The 18,074-nt window shown below is 60.0% G+C and carries 19 protein-coding genes; 15 read left to right on the top strand and 4 right to left on the bottom strand.

Annotation, left to right across the window (positions count from 1 at the left end; genetic code table 11):
• The 5 genes from EOC83_RS27300 to EOC83_RS27320 all read left to right on the top strand — a co-directional run.
• A partial coding sequence (locus EOC83_RS27300; RefSeq protein WP_245441845.1) for an MFS transporter occupies positions 1 to 1,062 on the top strand: 1,062 nt, incomplete at its 5' end.
• Positions 1,063 to 1,509: 447 nt separating this feature from the next.
• Positions 1,510 to 5,307 (top strand): PAS domain-containing protein, encoded by a 3,798-nt coding sequence (locus tag EOC83_RS27305; protein ID WP_063170650.1) that lies wholly within the window; start codon positions 1,510 to 1,512, stop codon positions 5,305 to 5,307.
• Positions 5,304 to 5,951: a response regulator gene (locus EOC83_RS27310; protein ID WP_023767341.1), complete on the top strand. Its 648-nt coding sequence runs from the start codon at positions 5,304 to 5,306 to the stop codon at positions 5,949 to 5,951. Before EOC83_RS27305 ends, EOC83_RS27310 begins: the two co-directional genes overlap by 4 nt.
• A complete protein-coding gene (locus EOC83_RS27315; RefSeq protein ID WP_027161970.1) occupies positions 5,948 to 6,325 on the top strand; it encodes a response regulator in 378 nt (125 codons plus the stop codon). The genes EOC83_RS27310 and EOC83_RS27315 overlap by 4 nt, the downstream gene beginning before the upstream one ends.
• A gap of 2 nt (positions 6,326 to 6,327) precedes the next feature.
• Positions 6,328 to 7,056 (top strand): response regulator transcription factor, encoded by a 729-nt coding sequence (locus tag EOC83_RS27320; protein WP_063170880.1) that lies wholly within the window; start codon positions 6,328 to 6,330, stop codon positions 7,054 to 7,056.
• Positions 7,057 to 7,295: 239 nt separating this feature from the next.
• On the opposite strand, the gene EOC83_RS27325 is transcribed toward EOC83_RS27320, so the two are convergent.
• On the bottom strand, positions 7,296 to 8,261 hold the full coding sequence (locus EOC83_RS27325) for an alpha/beta hydrolase (protein ID WP_063170649.1): 966 nt from the start codon (positions 8,259 to 8,261) through the stop codon (positions 7,296 to 7,298).
• A 566-nt stretch (positions 8,262 to 8,827) separates the two neighbouring features.
• Here EOC83_RS27325 and EOC83_RS27330 point away from each other — a divergent pair.
• Both EOC83_RS27330 and EOC83_RS27335 read left to right on the top strand, forming a co-directional pair.
• Positions 8,828 to 9,805 (top strand): alpha/beta hydrolase, encoded by a 978-nt coding sequence (locus EOC83_RS27330; protein ID WP_082826804.1) that lies wholly within the window; start codon positions 8,828 to 8,830, stop codon positions 9,803 to 9,805.
• Between the two features lie 177 nt (positions 9,806 to 9,982).
• On the top strand, positions 9,983 to 10,732 hold the full coding sequence (locus tag EOC83_RS27335; RefSeq protein WP_063170879.1) for a glucose 1-dehydrogenase: 750 nt from the start codon (positions 9,983 to 9,985) through the stop codon (positions 10,730 to 10,732).
• A 204-nt stretch (positions 10,733 to 10,936) separates the two neighbouring features.
• Here EOC83_RS27335 and EOC83_RS27340 read toward each other — a convergent pair whose 3' ends face one another.
• Positions 10,937 to 11,164 carry a DUF680 domain-containing protein gene (locus EOC83_RS27340; RefSeq protein ID WP_013896614.1) on the bottom strand — a complete coding sequence of 76 codons (228 nt, stop codon included), beginning with the start codon at positions 11,162 to 11,164 and terminating at the stop codon, positions 10,937 to 10,939.
• A gap of 418 nt (positions 11,165 to 11,582) precedes the next feature.
• Between EOC83_RS27340 and EOC83_RS27345 the strand changes: the two genes are divergently transcribed.
• The 8 genes from EOC83_RS27345 to EOC83_RS27380 all read left to right on the top strand — a co-directional run bounded on the left by EOC83_RS27345 (position 11,583) and on the right by EOC83_RS27380 (position 16,611).
• A complete protein-coding gene (locus EOC83_RS27345; protein ID WP_127224469.1) occupies positions 11,583 to 12,353 on the top strand; it encodes an alpha/beta hydrolase in 771 nt (256 codons plus the stop codon).
• Positions 12,354 to 12,418: 65 nt separating this feature from the next.
• A complete protein-coding gene (locus EOC83_RS27350) occupies positions 12,419 to 13,177 on the top strand; it encodes an SDR family oxidoreductase (RefSeq protein WP_063170646.1) in 759 nt (252 codons plus the stop codon).
• 71 nt (positions 13,178 to 13,248) lie between these two features.
• Positions 13,249 to 13,650, top strand: a complete 402-nt coding sequence (locus EOC83_RS27355; RefSeq protein WP_013896611.1) for a cupin domain-containing protein — start codon at positions 13,249 to 13,251, stop codon at positions 13,648 to 13,650.
• 68 nt (positions 13,651 to 13,718) lie between these two features.
• On the top strand, positions 13,719 to 14,366 hold the full coding sequence (locus tag EOC83_RS27360) for a hypothetical protein (protein WP_013896610.1): 648 nt from the start codon (positions 13,719 to 13,721) through the stop codon (positions 14,364 to 14,366).
• A gap of 58 nt (positions 14,367 to 14,424) precedes the next feature.
• Positions 14,425 to 14,862 carry a CBS domain-containing protein gene (locus EOC83_RS27365; protein ID WP_063170645.1) on the top strand — a complete coding sequence of 146 codons (438 nt, stop codon included), beginning with the start codon at positions 14,425 to 14,427 and terminating at the stop codon, positions 14,860 to 14,862.
• A 206-nt stretch (positions 14,863 to 15,068) separates the two neighbouring features.
• The gene (locus EOC83_RS27370; RefSeq protein ID WP_063170878.1) at positions 15,069 to 15,800 is read left to right on the top strand and encodes an ATP-binding protein; all 732 of its coding nucleotides are present in this window, start codon (positions 15,069 to 15,071) and stop codon (positions 15,798 to 15,800) included.
• Between the two features lie 54 nt (positions 15,801 to 15,854).
• The gene (locus EOC83_RS27375; RefSeq protein ID WP_013896607.1) at positions 15,855 to 16,136 is read left to right on the top strand and encodes a GNAT family N-acetyltransferase; all 282 of its coding nucleotides are present in this window, start codon (positions 15,855 to 15,857) and stop codon (positions 16,134 to 16,136) included.
• A 43-nt stretch (positions 16,137 to 16,179) separates the two neighbouring features.
• Positions 16,180 to 16,611, top strand: a complete 432-nt coding sequence (locus EOC83_RS27380; RefSeq protein ID WP_063170644.1) for a DUF1810 family protein — start codon at positions 16,180 to 16,182, stop codon at positions 16,609 to 16,611.
• Positions 16,612 to 16,652: 41 nt separating this feature from the next.
• On the opposite strand, the gene EOC83_RS27385 is transcribed toward EOC83_RS27380, so the two are convergent.
• Positions 16,653 to 17,570, bottom strand: coding sequence for a pirin family protein (locus EOC83_RS27385; RefSeq protein WP_063170643.1), 918 nt, complete (start codon positions 17,568 to 17,570; stop codon positions 16,653 to 16,655).
• Positions 17,567 to 18,074: cyclic nucleotide-binding domain-containing protein (locus EOC83_RS33345; protein ID WP_245441846.1), on the bottom strand; the 508-nt coding region annotated here is incomplete at its 5' end. The genes EOC83_RS27385 and EOC83_RS33345, both read right to left, overlap by 4 nt.

Genomic DNA, 18,074 nt, shown 5'->3' on the forward strand with positions numbered 1-18,074 from the left:
TGGATATTCCTCGCCAACGTCCCGCTCGGCATCGCCGCCCTTGTCCTTCTGGCGGCGGATGGCAATCGGACATACTGGCGGGCAACCACGCTCCCCGTCGTCGAGGTCATTGTGCTCGGCATCAGTACCGCGCTTTTGACATACGTGCTGCTGCAGGGCAGCAGGTTCAACTGGTCGGACGACATGGGGATCACCGGCCTTTCGACCATCGGTGTGGCGGCCGCCGGCCTTGTGGTTGTCCGGGAGGCCCGGTTCCGCTCAGGCTCACTTCAGGCGGTCGCGCCTTTCGCCGATCCGGACTTTCGCTTTGGCTTTCTTGTCAGCCTCGTCGCGGGCTTTGCCCTATCGGGCAGCACCTATCTCATCCCGGCTTTTGCCCTCAACGTTCTCGATTTTACGGCCACGGCCGCAGGAGTGCTTCTGCTGCCCAGCGGAGCCATGCTGGCGCTGGGACTTCTGTTCTCCGGCCTCCTCATCGAAAAGGCCGGCGTTCACCCGATCGCCCTTGTTCCGTTTGGAGTCCTGCTCTTCTCCGGAGCCATGTGGCTCCTGTCCGGTTCGACGAGCGGTAGCGGCACCCCCGACCTGACCCCGGCCCTGCTTCTGCGAGGATCAGGTCTCGGTCTTCTGTTCGTGGCACTGACGCTGGTTACGCTGCGTGGACTTGCTGCCGATATTCTGCCGTTTGGAATAGGGCTGTTCAATCTCGGGAAGCAGGCTGGTGGTCTGATGGGCACGGCGCTCTTGCAAACGTATATCGATCACCAGAACGCTCTCAACCGAACGATGTTGTCCACCCACCTTGTCCGTGGCGATCCGGCCCTGGACCAGCGCTTGAGGGCCAGTGCGAACATTCTCACTTCGAACGGTGCCGACATTCTAGCGGCGCCCAAGATCGCTTTCCCATTGTTGCAGCGCTCTCTCGAAAGGCAAGCCTCCACGATCTCTTTCGACGAAGCTTTCTTCGCGCTCGTGTTGCTGTTCGCGGTTGCTGCGCCATGCCTGATTGGCGCCAAGCAATTGTTCAGTCGCAAAGTCCTCCGGCGGAGCCGAACTGGGTAGCCTCCTATGCGTTGGAACAGATGTCCTTATCGTCATGGCGTCCAACTTGAATCTTGCGAGCCACGTCCACCAGACCAGACGGGGATGAACACGCGGGGTCGTCGCGGCCGCGTCGCGCTGCGGTTCATGGATTTCCGTGAGGTGCCGCTGGGGCGCGGCGCTGCTTATGGTGAGTTTTGGTTCGTCAGCCCAGATCCCAGCTGCTGAGAGCAAGTGCTATACGGAGAGCCGACCAGGCCTTGTTTCAGGGGCTGTAGCTTCAATCGGGACGTCTAGGTGCCTCACCCCGAAAGTTAGGTCACTCACATCTCATGGATTTCCATGAGGTGCGGCTGCGGCGTGGTCCGGTTAAGATGATGAACCAATTCGCGAGCCCAGATGGTCAACGATGAGAGTTAAAGAAGGCGCTGACAGTCTCCGCCTTTCATTGTCCGGTAGGAGAAGACAATGACGACAGCGTTCAACTCGCTTGGCGATCCCGATGCGGAAGCGTTGCGGGCGGCTCGGCTCATCGAAAGCGTGGTCGGCAATGGGTGGGCGACAGACGCGGCCGGCAGATTCAGCTATGTTACTCCCAGCACGCTATCGCTTCTCGGCACGACGCTGGAGGAGTTCAACACTTCGTCAGAAGATGGCTCCGCGGGTTGGAAGCGGCTAATCCATCCAGACGACTATGACCGAGCCGTGGCCGAGTGGCGTCGCTGCCTGCAGACAGGTGAGCACTACAATGTGGAGCACCGCATTTTGCGCGCGAGCGGTGCTTACGGTTGGAGTCGAAGCTCCGGACAGCCGCTGTGCGATAGCGAAGGTAACGCCGTTGCATGGTATGGCACACTGATTGAAGGCGATGCGCCGTCCGCAGCCACAGAGCGATTCGCCGATGTGATCAGTGCGGCACTTGAGAAGGGAGCCGCCTCCGACGCTCTCCATTCTTTGAGTCTGGTCCATCCGGATGACCGGACAGCGGCGGCGCACGCAGTCGCCCGCGCCTTCTGGACGGGTGTCCCCCAAGTAACGAGGCACAGGCAACTGCAGGCCGACGGAAGTTATCGCTGGAACGAGACCCGATCGGAGCCCGGCTACAGTGTCAGTGTGGACATTGATGATCTGGTGACAGACGGGGAGCCGCTTTCCGGGGCGGACCTGGATCTCTTGGTTGAAAACAATGCCGGGCCAATTCGATCGGCGAAAATCGTTGAAAGCATATTCGGGAACGGATGGGCGTTCGATGCGGCGGGTAGATGGATCTACCTGCATCCGTTCGCGCTGAGCTCCCTCGGGGTGACGCTGGAGGATCTGAACGCTCCATTGAACGAGGGGTACACCGCCTGGAAGCGTTTGCTTCATCCAGACGACTATGAGCAGATCGCGGTTACCTGGCGCCATTGTCTGAGGACCGGCGATCATTTCAATGTCGAGTTTCGCTTTCGGCGCGCAAACGGCACCTATGTATGGGCCCGAACCGCCGCGCGGCCCGCGCGCGACAGCCAGGGTCGTATCACGGGATGGTACGGAATCGCGCTCGACAACGATGTCTACAAGAAAACCGTGGCGGAGCTGCGCGGTCGGGAGCGGGAACTTTCTCAGCTCGTCGACATGGTCCCAGTCCAGATCAGACGGCTGACGCCTGAAGGCGAGCCGACCTTCTTCAACAGACGTTTGCTTGACTTCTTCGGTCTCGACGGTGTGGCGGATCTGGACAAGCCGGGGATGAGCCGGCAGGCGGCGGCCATACAGTCCCTCGTCTATCCCGAAGATGCGGCACGCCTCCTGGAGACCGTCCGCCACTCTCTGGCTACCGGCGAACCATACTCCATGAAGTATCGAATGCGCCGTGCGGACGGAGCGTACCGCTGGGTGGATGGACGCGGCGAGCCGCTGCGTGATCACAGCGGCGCGATTGTTCAGTGGTATGTGATCTCTATCGACGTCGACGACGAGATGCGCGCACAGGAAGCGTTGCGCGACCGGGAGCGGGAACTCTCGCAACTGGTCGACATGGTGCCGAGCTTCCTCTGGCGCCTGTCTGCGTCGGGCGAGCCGGTCTTCTTCAGCAAGCGAATGGTTGAGTATCTCGGCCTTGACGTAGGAGGATACGAGAATGTCGGAGGAAATGGCCTGAAGGCGGCCATTGCGGCTGTCGTACATCCCGATGACGCCGCCACGCTGGAAGCAGCGATCAACCACTCGGTCACCACCGGCGAAAGCTTCTCCCTGAACTATCGCCTGCGTCGTGCTGACGGCGTCTTCCGATGGATGTCGGGCCGAGCGGAACCGATGCGAGACGAGTGTGGGACTGTCGTCCAATGGTACGGTCTTTCGCACGACATCGACGACCAGGTGAGGGCAGAAGAAGCGCTGCGGAAAGCCAACCGGCAACTGGAGCAAATGATTGACGCTGTGCCCGTGAATCTCCTGAGCTTTGCCCCTTCAGGCAGGATCACCTACACCAGCAAGCGATACCTGGAGAAGGTCGGTTCGCCACCGACGCACATCAATGATTTCGATGCCCTGGCCCGGGACCTGGCCCATCCTGAAGACTTTCCGACAATGTTTCGGAGGGCGTCGAATGGCTTTGCGTCCGGCCAGCCTTTCATGAACCGCTTTCGTCGACGCGAGAAGGATGGCGTCTACCGCTGGATAGAAGCACGAGCGCAACCGTTAAGGGATACCGATGGCGCGATCGTTCAATGGTATATGGCTTCAATCGACATCGAAGACGAGATGCGCGCGCAGGAGGCTTTGCGCGAAAGAGAGCGCGAGCTCCAGCAGCTTGTCGATGCCTTGCCGGTCCACATCTGGAGCTGGACGCCCGATGGCAAGCTTGCGTACGTGAATAGGCGGTCTTTGGAGGATCTCGGCATCTCCGGGGCGAACTTCGAAGAGTTCACCAGGGTGGCGCAAGAACTGATTCATCCCGAAGATGCTCCCGAGGTGCTCAAAAGGTCAGCCAACTGCCTCAAAACTGGCGACTCCTTCATCATGCGGTATCGCCGGCGTTGGAAAGACGGCAGCTATCGCTGGATAGAAGGGCGTTGCGAGCCTCTGCGCGATCGGGATGGAGCCATCGTTCACTGGTACCAGGTCTCCATCGACATCGACGAGGAGATGCGCGCGCAGGTGGCACTGCGCGAGAGAGAACGTTCGCTGTGGCAGCTGGTTGAAACGCTGCCGGTGATGATCGATTGCGCCGCACCGAACGGTGAGCCGATATATCGAAGCCGTCAGCTCCGCGAATTCCTCGGATATGAGTTGGAGTTATTGGACGGCAAGGGAAAATCCCGCCTGTCCGGGACACTCGATGAAGGCGTTCATCCTGACGACCTGGCGGCCGTCAAAGCGAACTATGCTCATTCGTTGGCCACTGGCGAACCGTATGCGCGCAGGCACCGTCTGCGTCGCTTCGACGGCGAATATTGCTGGGTCGATACGCGCGCGGCACCGATGCGCAACGCAGAGGGAGCGATTGTTCAGTGGAACGTCGTCTGTCTGGACATCGACGGTGAAGTTCGAGTGCAAGAAGAACTGCGCCTGGCGCAAGAGAGACTTGCACGTGCGAGCCAGGCGGCGAGTCTTGCCGAGCTTTCAGCCTCTATAGCCCATGAGGTGAACCAGCCTCTGGCGGCTGTTGTCGCCAACTCATATGCCTGCCAGCGTTGGCTCACGGCCGAACCGCCAAATATCGAGCGGGCGCAGAAGACTGTGGAGCGTATTATCCGTGATGCCAACTCAGCCGCGGATGTCGTCAGCCGCATCCGCGCCTTATTCAAGCAATCTGCAGACGCGATGGCTTACACAGCACTCGACAGCGTCATAGCGGAAGCGCGCGACCTCATCGCCGAGGAGGCGGTGCGGCGCCGTGTTCGTCTGGATCTCGATGTCGAAAGCGACCTTCCTATTGTCGCGCTCGATCGGGTGCAGATTCAGCAGGTTCTGGTGAACCTCATCCGCAATGGGATCGAGGCGATGGACTCTGTTCCGGGCGACAAGGTTCTTGGACTTCGCGTGCGCCGGATAGGGGACGCGATCCAGATCGAGATCAGCGATTGTGGCCCGGGCATTGAGTTTCCTGACCGAATATTCGAGCCGTTCTTTACGACGAAAGAGCACGGCATGGGCATGGGACTCGCGATCTGCCGTTCGATCGTCGAGTCCCATGGCGGACGGTTGTGGGTGGAGAAGAACGATCCGCACGGAACGGCGTTCGTCTTCACGATGCCAGTTGAAATGAAAGCGGCAGCATGACGCCCCACGATCAAATGGTCTTCATCGTCGATGACGACGTGCGTATTCGGGAAGCGCTTGGTGAGCTTCTGGAGTCCCATGGCATGCGCGCCGTAGCGTTCGGATCGGCCGGCGACTATGTCCTTGCCGACAAGCCGGACGTCCCCGCCTGCCTGATCCTCGATGTGGAATTGCCTGACATCAACGGTCTAGATCTGCAGAAGCAGATCGCCGAGGGCGATCATCCGCCGATCGTCTTCATAACGGGGCATGGCGACATCCCGTCCTCTGTGCGTGCGATCAAGCACGGCGCTGTGGACTTCCTGACAAAGCCTTTCAGCGATACGGACCTCATGGTCGCGATCCGGGCAGCGATCGCCCAGGACCGGGAAAGGCGATCAGAGCGCGCCGAACTCACCGTGTTGAGGCAACGCTATCAAGAGCTCACGCAGCGAGAACGCGAGGTGCTGCCGCTCGTTGTGAGTGGCCTGCTGAACAAACAGGCCGCGGCTGAGTTGGGGATCAGCGAGGTCACGCTGCAAATCCATAGACGGAACGTGATGCAGAAAATGGTTGCGGCATCACTCGCTGATCTCGTGCGCATGGCGGAGCGGTTGGAGATACCGATCAGCCACTCTCGACGAACGGGAGGGAACGGAGTGTGAGCAAGGTGCGACCTGTCGTGGCGATTGTCGATGACGACCCAAGATTGCTCGAGTCGCTCGAGAACCTTTTGGAGTCTGCGGGCTATGCTCCCCGCAGCTTCTCGTCGGCGGGATCACTGCTCGTCAGCGGGCTCTCCGACGTGGACTTGCTCATTACCGATATCGGGATGCCTGGAACGGACGGCTTTGAACTTCGTGACCAGGTCAAGAAGACGCGTGCGGACCTACCGGTGTTCCTGATCACCGGCCGCCACGAGATAGCGGATCAGTACCGTGCCAAGGGCATCAGCGGGTTTTTCCGCAAGCCATTCGACGGCCAGGCCCTGCTTGCGGCGGTGGCCAACGCTTTAGCCAACCAGGAAACCGAGGGATGAACATGAGAGTTGACCAACCACTCTTGCAGAGATCGGCGCCGGTGTCACGGCAGCGGAAGGCTGAGCCGCAGCAGCCGCTCGTCATCATTGTCGATGACGATGCGTCTGTTCGCGAAGCACTGTCGGAGTTGATCCTGTCGATGGGCTTTGAGCCGGTCTGCTTTGCCTCGACCCGCGAATTGCTCGACGCGGACGTCTTGAACAGCCCCGGATGCTTGATCCTCGACGTGCGCATGCCAGGGGCAAGCGGTCTCGATCTACAGCACCATCTTGCGACAAACGGCAATCCCAAGCCCATCATCTTCCTGACCGGGCATGGCGACATACCGATGACTGTCCAGGCGATGAAGGCGGGCGCCGTGGATTTTCTCACCAAACCGGTGCGCGACCAAACACTCCTTGACGCCGTGATCGCGGGCATTGCGGTGGATGCCAAGCGGCGGGCGGATGCGGTGGTCGTCAAGCGCAACATCGAGCGTGTCGAGACGCTGACCCCGCGCGAGCGCGAGGTGCTGCATGAAGTGGCGCGTGGGCGCCTCAACAAACAGATCGCTTTCGACCTCGGCATCAGTGAAGTGACCGTCAAGCTTCACCGCGGCAATGTCATGCGCAAGATGGAAGCAGCTTCCATCGGAGAGCTGATCCGGGCCTGGGAAACGCTGCCCCCGGCGATGCGCGAGGCCGGCGCGGCCAGGACTTTCGAAAGGGTGAACCTCGCCTCCGTCCGATAGTATCGCCCAGCGGCTGGCGCTTCTCCGTTAAGAGTAGCCTGCCCAGGACGATCCGGACTCAGACAAATTTTTATGAAGTTTAGAGCGATGATCGCCGCGTGTAACCTGGTGTTGAGGCTACACTGCCAAGCTCTTGCCGCGCATCGCCAGCTAACGGCGGCGCATTGGGAAAGCTTTGGAGTGGCGTATCTCCATCACGGCGACTATCGCTAATGTTGTGCTTCAGCCAGCCGCGAAGCTTAGTATGCTGGTGGCAGGAATTCGATCAGGGCCCTTGTGACGGCGGCCGGCTGCTCCTCCGGAACCCAATGGCCTGAGCCTTCGACTACTACGGCCCGTACGTTTTCGGCGACGTGGCGGAGATGGCCTTCGTACATCGATGCCAGGCCACCCGAACCGCTTATACCGAGTACCGGCATCGTCAGCTTGTGTTTTGCAAAGGCTTTGTTCTGTTCTTCGTCACGCGGGAAAGCCCGGTAGTACTCGAAGCCTGCGCGCAATGCGCCAGGCTGGGCATAAGAACGGCCGTAGACTTCGTCGGCTTCGGTGTCGAACGCGCGAGTATTTACCCCCTCTGCATTGTGAAACCACTTTAAATACTCAAGCTCGCGACCGGCAATGAGCATTTCCGGCACGTCGCGTACGGAGTGGAAGCGAAAATGCCAAGTGCGAGGGCCTTGGATCAATTCGTTCCACGGTTCGATGCCTGGCAGCGGGACGTCAACGATTGCCAGTGTGGTGACTTCCCCCGGGTGCTGCGCCGCATAGGAATAAGCGACCATGCCACCCATATCGTGACCGACGAGATTGACGACCGGACCAAGGTTCAGCTGATTGACAAGTGCTCGAATATCCTCGGCAATCGCCGCCTTTTCGTAGCCGGCCGCAGGCTTGGCGGTGTCCCCCAAACCGCGCAAATCGGGCGCAAGTACCGTGTAACCGCGCGCCACCAGTTGCGGCATTACAAAGCGCCACATGTATGAGGTCGTGCCCCAACCATGCAACAACACCACGGTTTTCGGGCCGCCTGCTGCCAGCAAATAGTGATAGGCCACACCGTTAACGTCGGCCTTGCCGTCGACGATACGTGCCGACAGGTCGGTCGATTGCCCGAGCGGCACGCCGGAGTGCGCTGCGCTGGCAGAAGTCGATGGCCCGGCAGCAAGAACCGCAATGAGGAAACCAGAAAGAAAGCTAAGGCGCATAAAGCACTCCGGGGTTGTGAGGTCCAAAGTGCTCCAAGAGCGGCAAATGCCGTGCAATTTCTATAAGGCGAAAGCTTTAAAGCCTTTGTCGTTATAATAACGCGTTGTACACCTAAGCATATTGCGCTCTGGCCGGCGGTGAGTTGATTACTCAACATGAGGACCACGTAGGCGAAACCTATCGCGGTCCGTTCGGGCGGTGACTTGCTCGCGATCAGCCGCTCCTCGTTTTGAGAAGAATCCTCATACGGCTTGATAGGTCGTGTTTGTGACAGCCACACGCGGCACGTCGCGCACGAACCAACGTCATCGCATCATTTGCCCCATCTCAGCGACAGTTCCAGCACCTCGGCGTACCTACCCTGCACCTTGGCATCGTACGACAGATGCCTGCGTAGAATAGGTTCGCGGGGCGGATCGGCGCATCTTCTCCCTCGCAAGCCATCACGATCATCGGGCGTCGCCGCTCCTTCGCCCGCTCCTCCCCCCGAAAGCGACGGTGCAGGTCGACCCGGTGATCGTGATGGTGAGCCGACCCGAGAAGCCGCTCACCAAGGATGGACACGATGAGTATGGATGGACTTTTCACCCTCGGTGCAACCCGCCGCGACGTCTTGTTGGCCAGTTTTTCAGCGGCGGTCATAGCCGGACTGCCAGTCGCTTCGTCATCCGGGGCCCAGCAAAACCCACATGTTCCCACCCCTCAATCAGGACGCAAAACAATGAGCACCATCACAAGCAAGGACGGTACGGAAATCTATTACAAGGACTGGGGTAGGGGTCCGCCAATAACCTTCTCACACGGCTGGCCGCTGAATTCCGACGCCTGGGATGCACAGATGCTCTTTCTGGCCCATAATGGCTTCCGCGTGGTTGCTCATGACCGGCGGGGCCATGGCCGCTCCAGCCAGGCCACCTCCGGCAACGACATGGATGGCTACGCGGACGATCTTGCAGCCGTGATCGAGGCGCTGGATCTCCGGGACGCCACGCTGGTCGGGCATTCAACCGGGGGAGGCGAGGTCGCTCGCTATATCGGACGGCACGGGACGGAACGCGTGGCCAAGGCTGTTCTTATCGCCGCTGTTCCGCCGATCATGGTGAAAACGCCGGCCAATCCGGAAGGTCTGCCGATCGAAGTGTTCGACGGCATAAGGGCTGGCCTCCTCAAGGATCGCTCGCAGCACTATCTGGACCTCGCACAGTCGTTTTATGGTGCAAACAGGCCAGGCGCCACGGTCTCCCAGGGGGTTCTGAATCAGTTCTGGCTCTGGAGCATGCAGGTCGGTCTCGTGAATGCATATGAATGCGTCAAAGCGTTCTCCGAAACCGACTTCACCGAGGACCTCAAGAAATTCGATATACCGACCTTGATCCTGCATGGCGAGGACGACCAGATCGTCCCGGTCAAGGATTCGTCAGTCAAGTCGGAGCGGCTGATCAAAGGCGCAAAGGCCATATATTACCCCGGCGCGCCCCACGGGATCACGGCCACACACCAGGACCAGCTGAACGCCGATCTGCTCGCCTTCATCAAGGGCTAGTGCCCTCAAACGGCGGTCATGGCTGGCAGCACAACACCGGTGCGGCCAGCCTGACTATGAAAACTCAGCATCGATGGCTGCTGGAGATGCTTTCTGGTCTCAGCCGTCCGAGTTCACGCTGAAAACTGCGGTTGGCAACTGCGGCGGCTCTCGTGAAAATCATCAGAGGCAATGCAAATGGGTATACTTTCAGGAAAGACCGCGTTGATCACCGGGGGAAACAGTGGGATTGGGCTATTCGCCGCGAAAGCTTTCGCGTCGGAGGGGGCGCAGGTCGTAATCACCGGCCGGAGGCAGCGTGCCGTCGAGGAGGCAGTCTCCGAGATCGGAGCCGGCGCACTGGGCATTCAGGGTGATGTAGCCGACGTGGCGCACCACGAGGATGTCGCGCGACAGATCCATCAGAGGTTTGGGGCGTTCGATATCTATATGGCGAACGCCGGCGTGAACACCATCACGCATTCGTCGGCAGTTCCCGAAGACGAGTACGATGCGCAGTTCTCTATCAATGCGCGCGGCGTCTTCTTTGGTGTGCAGAAACTGATCCCGCTGATGCGCGATGGCGGCGCAGTCATACTGACGGGATCAATCGCCAGCGAGAAGGTCTTGGAAGGCCATGCCGTTTATGCAGGCTCCAAGGCAGCCATCGGCGCCTTCGCGCGCAGTTGGGCGATAGAACTGAAATCGCGCCGCATACGCGTCAACGTGCTCAGCCCCGGCCCCGTGGATACGGCTATTCTCGACAAACTGGGTGTCCCGGCCGAAATGCGAGCATCCTTCGAGAAGTCCATGGCCGAAGCAATTCCCCTTGGTCGAATGGGCCAGCCGGAAGAACTGGCAAAAGCCGCTCTGTTCCTGGCATCGGACGCAAGCAGTTTTGTCACCGGTGTCAATCTGCGGGTCGACGGCGGAATGGCATTGCTTTGAGCTGGGGTAGCCAAGTCGCTGCCGTTTGACGGTCGAGCGTCGATCGCCATCCCACCCGGCCAGATCCAAGGTGAAAGGTGGTTTTATAGCTCCCCGGTCTCAGAACCTGTGTCAGGGCCCCCACGCACTTTCAAGGTCCTTTGGAAAGCGTGAAGAGGACCGGGGCGACGCCCCGGTCCTTCCAGGTTCTACAATTTTCGGGTGCTAGTGACCCCAGATGCCCTGGCCCGGGTCCTTGCTGGGAGCAATCGGCTTGCGCACGGTCTCCTGCACGCCGGCATCGTTGCCCGTCTTCCTGATCGAGGAGGTGTGCATGCTCTCGGAAGAAGTTGCGGGTTGCTGGACCGAGTTTGATCCGTAGTGATCGCTTCCGGCGACGGCGTTTCCTGCTGCAACAAGAAGGATTGCGGCAGCAAGAGATGTGTTCTTCATTTTGGTAACTCCATGGTTAATTTTGGATCGTATTCACAATAGCAATATAAATGCTGCGTCATTGCGGAACGATCAGACGATGTGGCTGCTTGATCCATACGAAAGCATGGGCTGTGAAGGCCTAAGGTCAGGGGCAATGTCGTTCGCGGTGGGAGTCTTGCCGTTACGCCGGGGCGGCAGTGGTGTTTGGAGGCAGCAGCTCCATGGATTTGTACTGGTCACGAACTCCTGCGCTGCCGGCGATCCGCGTGCGGAATACCCAGGTCACCTGATCGCAGCGATGACCCACCCTGCACCTTGGCATCGTATGACCGACCATTCCGCACAATAGGTCGGCGCCCCGGATCGGCGCATCCTTCTCCACATTGGTCAAACGGAAGGCCGACAAAGGAGAAAGCAAATGCGAAATGTCACTGGAATCCTGGCGCTGGCCGCCGCGCTTGCCGTCGCGGGTGGCGCAACGGCGCAGGCGGCCGGAGCGAAGCCCAAGCCGACGATCGTGCTGGTGCACGGGGCCTTCGCCGAATCGTCGAGTTGGGACGCGGTCATAACCAAACTCGGCAGGGACGGCTATATGGCAAAGGCGGCAGCCAATCCCCTCCGCAGCGTCGCCAGCGATGCCGCGGCGGTCTCGGCCATCATCCGGTCGGTTCCCGGACCGATCGTGCTGGTGGGGCATTCCTACGGCGGACCCGTGATCACCGAAGCCGCCAACGGCAATCCCAATGTGAAGGCCTTGGTATACGTGGCCGGATTCGCGCCGGATAACGGCGAATCGAGCGCCACCTTGTCCAGCATGTTTCCCGGCAGCACTTTGGCAAGCGCGCTTGCTCCAGTCGCGTCGCCGAACGGCGGCCAGGATCTCTTCATCCAGCCGGACAAATTCCGAGCCCAGTTCGCGGCCGACGTTCCCGAAGAGCAGTCGTCGCTGATGGCCGCCACCCAACGCCCGATCGCGCAGGCAGCCCTGGCCGAGCCCTCGGGCGTAGCTTCATGGAAAACGCTGCCGTCCTACATGATCTACGGCACCGATGACCGAAATATCCCGGCAGCCGTCATGAGCTTCATGGCCAAGCGCGCGCACGCTGTGAAGACGGTCGTCATCGAGGGTGCTTCCCACGCGCTCATGGTCTCGCACCCCGACGAGGTCACCTCACTTATCGAGGACGCCGCATCGGCCAGCGAGTAGCTCGCCGGAAAGCCGACATTCGACCAACACCCGCAAATCAACACCCTCAACAAAGGAGATTGGAAATGAAGATCGTCGTCATCGGCGGAACCGGGCTGATCGGTTCCAAGACTGTGGAAAGACTGCGCAGGAAGGGACACGACGTGCTTGCGGCGTCACCGAATTCGGGAGTGAACACCGTCACCGGAGAAGGGCTGGCCGTCGCTCTTGCCGGGGCACAGGTCGTCGTCGATCTCGCGAACTCACCGTCATTCGAGGAAAAGGCCGCGCTCGAATTTTTCGCGGCATCCGGGCGTAATCTTCTTGCAGCCGAAGCGGTCGCCGGCGTCCGCCATCACGTCGCGCTGTCTGTGGTCGGCACCGACCGGCTGCAGGACATGGGGTATTTCCGCGGCAAACTGCTTCAGGAAAAGCTGATCAAGGAGTCCGCTATCCCCTACACGATCGTGCACGCCACACAGTTCTTCGAGTTCACCGCCGCCATCGCAAACACCGGCGCCGTAGGGGATACCGTCCACATGTCACCGGCGTACTTCCAACCAATGGCAGCCGACGACGTTGCCGATGCGATGGCGGACGTCGCCCTAGCAGCGCCAGTGAACGGCACGATCGAAATTGCCGGCCCCGATCGCGTTCGTATGAGCGAACTCGTCGGTCGCTTTCTAAAGGCCACCAACGATCCGCGCAAAATCGTCTCGGATCCTGGCGCTCTCTACTACGGTCAAGTGGCAATCGACGATCAAACGCTTGTCCCCGGCGAGAACGCGCGTATCGGCGCCGTCCACTTCGACGACTGGCTCAGCCGATACACGCCACCTGCGTAAGTACTGAACGCCGGTTTCGCGACCCATCAGACCAGCATTCCCTAGCTCTCATTCCAACAAGGATATCGGACATGATCAGGAAACTCCTCTGTGCAGCACTCGCCGCCGCATCCGTCACCGCAGCAATGGCCAAAGACGCGGACAGCGTGAAACTCGTCTACGACCACGCCCTTCCAAATGTGCCCGGCAAGAGCTTGAAAGCCGTGCTCGTCGAGTACGGGCCGGGCGGGACATCGCCGGCGCATACCCATCCCAGTTCCGCGTTCATCTATGCCACGGTGCTGGAGGGGGCGATCCGAAGCCAGGTTAACGGTGGGCCCGTGAAGACGTACCGTGCAGGCGAAAGCTTCTCGGAATTTCCGGGCGACCATCACGCCGTCAGTGAAAACGCCAGCAAGACGGAACGCGCTCGCCTGCTTGCGGTCTTCGTCGTCGATACCAACGAGACCAACCTGACGACCTACGCGAAATGAACTGGTAACGCCCCTGCCAAGGTAAGGGCGTCAAACCGACACACAATCGGCGAAGGAAAGGCACTGACATGGATGCGATCGCCAGGCGCACGCTTGCAGGGGTTTCGGTCCCCGATACGCCGCTTGTCGGCCGGGCGATCGAACATGCCCGCCAGCTATGTGAACCGTATTTGTTCAACCACGTGGTTCGATCATGGCTTTTCGCCGTCCGCATCGCACAGGTCCAGAACATCGAGCACGACGGTGAAGTTGTTGCCGTCGGAACCCTGTTGCACGACGTCACGCTCAACGAGACCTTCGCCGGGCCGCGCCGTTTCGAGGTGGAAGGCGCCGATCTGGCCCGCGCCTTCGTCCGGCAAGGCGGCTTCGACGAGCGTCGTGCTCAGTTGACATGGGACAGCGTCGCTCTCAATTCGACGCCGTCGATTGGCCTCTACAAGGAAGCCGAGGTGGCGCTGTGCACAGCCGGCATCTGCCTTGATGTCGTCGGCCTGCAATACAGTCTCATCTCTTCCGCCGAGATAGCCAGGATCGTCGGCGAATTTCCGCGTCTTCAAATGAAGCGGCGGATGACGCGATGCTTTTGCCACATCGCCAAGGTGAACCCGGAAACGACCTACGACAACTTTGCCCGGGATTTCGGTGAGCGCTTTGTGGCCGGCTACAAGGCGCCGTCTTCCGTCGATTTTGTGATGAACACTTCCTTCGAAGAGTAGGCGAAACCTCGAATCTGATCTCTCCGGCCGCGGCCGCGAGACGCCTCAGGAGGGCACCATGCGAATTGACAGTCTACATCCAGAAACATCGGCGCGCCTTGCGGCGGTCGACCTCGACACGTCGCTGCGGGCAGCTGCGCTATGGCTGTCCAAGCCGGCCATAGGCCGGGTTGTTGTATGCCATGGCAATGGCGAAGCGGCAGGCGTGCTGAGCAAGTCCGACCTTGTTCGTCACCTGGCGAATTCGGGACCGGCGGAAGCGCCGGTATCCACGCTGATGAGCCGGTCTTTCGTATCCTGTGGGCCCAATGACGACCTGCATTCGGTCTGGCAGACCATGACAACACAGCGGCTCCAGAACCTACCGGTGCTCGGCGCCGGCGCTAAGCCGATAGGCGTCCTTGATATCCGCGACGCGATGAAGGCGCTCTTCCAACAGGAAGAACTCCAGGAGCGGCTGCTCGCCAACTATATCGGGGGCATTGGCTACCAATAGAGGAGAATCTCGCGACGGTGCGATGAGCACGAAAGAGGGAGATCCGTCTCGCGAGATGTTGGTCCCGCACTGGCGACGGTCCGCAGATCGCGGGACATATACTGCAGTATGGTTCGGCTTCTTATTCGATCTAATCGACCACTCCCGTCCTCTATTGTACTATATTCAAGCAACTGAATTCTGCCTTAGCAAACATGAGGGTTATAATGTCTCGTCCGGAAGTGAAAGTGGATGTCTTCGACATCGCGCCCGAGATTCCCCGAGATGGCCTGCCCATCCAGATGGCGACCGCCGGCATCGTTCATGACCTTGGCAATCTCATCCAGGTCGCGTCGTCGGCGTTGAATCACCTGGCCCGTGACCCGAGCGTCTCAGCGGCTCCAACGCTTGGGCTTGCAATTTCGGGCGCCAGAACGGCGTTGGAACGAGCTGGCGCGCTTGTCCGCCAGAGTATCAGTTCCGCCCGAGAGAGCCGCAGAGAAAGCGAATATGCCAATGTCGGCGCCTGCCTGGCTGAAATCGAGACCCTCATTCGAAGCGCGTGGGACCCCAAGATTCGTCTCGAGGTTCGAGTGAGGCCGGACTTGCCGTCAGTGAGGTGCAACCGCCTGGGTTTGCAGAACGCGATTCTGAACCTGGTATTCAACGCGCGCGATGCATCCCCCAATGGGGGCCTGATCTCGATAGATACCGCAGTGGTCTTTGATGGCACCTCAGCCGCTCAGGTGGATATCACCACCGCCGACAACGGTGTGGGGATGACCGCCGAGACGATTGCCTTCGCATTCGATCCCTTCTTCACCACAAAAACGGAGGGCCTCGGCGGCGTCGGCCTGCCGATGGTGAAGCGCTTTGCCGAAGAGTCAGGCGGAAGCATCGACATTCAGAGCGCGCCCGGGACAGGCACCACCGTCAGGCTACGTTTGCCCGCGATGTGATAGCGATCGGGCAAACTACGTCCAGCCTCACGCAACGCACATCGAGAGATAGAGATGGATGCAAAGGTCACAGAGAACATTCGGCAGCATCGGTTCGAGCTCCCGATCACCGGTCATGCCTTCGCAGTGGCCTACTATACGCTCCAAGACGGCAAGGTTGCGCTGATACATACCGAAGTGCCTTCGGAATTTTCCGGACAGGGGATCGCGTCGCGGTTGGCGCAAGGCACCTTCGAATTGCTCCGCAAAACCGGCCGCAAAGCTGTCTTGAAGTGTCCCTTCATGAGCGGCTTCGTCGCCAGGCATCCGGAATACACCGATGTCGTTGCAGGGTGATCAGGCACGAATACAGCTGTTTGCAAAAAAGGTCTGAGTCGAGATGTACGACCAATATAATTTGCAGAGGTTCGTCACCGCTCAGGATCCGGTGTACGGCGACGCGCTGGCTATGCTGCGTCGAGGCATGATGTGTACTCCATACATGGAGTTGGTCTTCCCGACGTTGGTTACCGGGCGAAGCGACACTGGAGCCGATCCGTACGCGATCACATCACTCGACGAGGCAGGCGCTTACCTCCAATCGCCGATACTGGGCGGTCGTTATCGGGAATGCGTCGGCACACTGCAACGACTTTCCGATCTAAGTGCTCGCGCGGTCTTCGGTGATGAGGATACAATGAAATTGCACGCGTCCCTCACGCTGTTTTCCGAAGCAAGTAACGACGAGTTCCTGCTCGAGACCATCTTCGACGTCTGGTTCGATGGTCAAATCGACGAGGGCACGATGCGCAAACTCTACTCGGTGTCATGACGCCGCCCGGCGACCCGCGGATGTGGCCGCCGCCGAAACCGTCACCACTTTGTTTCTTCCTGCGGCAGAGGCATCAACCCGTTTTCCCCTGGTACGCCCGGGAAGCGGCCTTCACGCCAGTCCGCCTTTGCCTGCTCAATCCGTTCGACTGAGGAGGAGACGAAGTTCCAATGGACATAGCGTGGTTCGGAAAGAGGTTCGCCGCCGATCAGCATCAGCCGCGCGGCATGGAAGGCAGGCGCCCCGAGCACGATCTCAGCGCCAGGCGCCAGCATGATCAATTCGCCTTCACCGAACGTGCCAAGTTGGCCCATGACTTCAATCTCGCCGGCGACAACATAGATCGCACGCTCGCGATATCCGGGTTTCACCTGATATCGCGCACTGCCCGTGAGCACGATTTCGGCGCAGACCAGGTCGGAGTACGTCCTTGCCGGAGAGACCAACCCGTCGGACGTCCCTGCGATCAAAGTGAACTCGACCCCGTCGGCACAGATCCGTGGGATTTCGGGAGCGCCATAATGTGCAAAGTGGGGAGCAACTTCTTCGTGCCGGGAGGGGAGCGCCACCCACGCCTGAACGCCGAAGAGATTGCTTCCGCGCGCTCGGGCTTCTGGCGACGTGCGTTCGGAATGGACGATGCCCGACCCGGCCGTCGTCCAATTGACTTCGCCGGGGCGGATGGCCTGCACTTCACCGAGATTGTCGCGATGGATGATCTCCCCGTCGAACAGATAGGTCACGGCCGCGATCCCGATATGCGGATGCGGGTCCATGTCGAAACCACGACCCTCGTCGAATACCGCGGGGCCGAAATGGTCGAACAGGATGAAGGGGCCGATCATCAGGCGGTTCGAGGAGGGCAATACGCGCCGTACCTTCAAACCGTCGGCAAAATCACGCATAGCAGGCTGCCTGAGTGGATCGATGCCGACGATGTCGCTTTGGCGGATGGTCATGAATCTCTGTCCTTTCGAATGCCTGGTCGACCACGTGCTCGAACGTGCTCCGATGGGGCGGTGTGGAAGACAGCCTGAATGGCTTTCAGGAGCGCGAATTTGGAGCTCTCGTGCTGCTGGCCGCCGGGGATGCCGGTTTCGCCGTAAGCCGAAGTCCCCCTCGACAGGGTTGCCGCAAGATCTTCGGCCATCTCGGGCCTGTCGAGCAGCAGCGGCGCGAAGCTCTCCTGGTCTATCTCGTAGACCTCGACGTGGGTCATTGCCCGCAATGTCGACGTCTCGCCAATACCGGCGAGCAGGCCGGTCTCGCCGAAGAAGTCGCCAGGCGCAAGCCGACCAACCTCCTGCATGCTAGCATTGCCTTGGCCATGTTGCCGAACGATCACGCCCTTCCGAACAATCATGAGGGATGGCAGCATCTCTCCTTGTTCTGCAATGACGTCGCCCTTGCGGTAGCTGCGAACCGAGATCGCCGCGGCAAGCGCCTCCTGCTCGGCATCCGTT

Source organism: Mesorhizobium sp. Primo-A (assembly GCF_003997175.1).
GTDB classification, from domain to species: domain Bacteria; phylum Pseudomonadota; class Alphaproteobacteria; order Rhizobiales; family Rhizobiaceae; genus Mesorhizobium; species Mesorhizobium ciceri.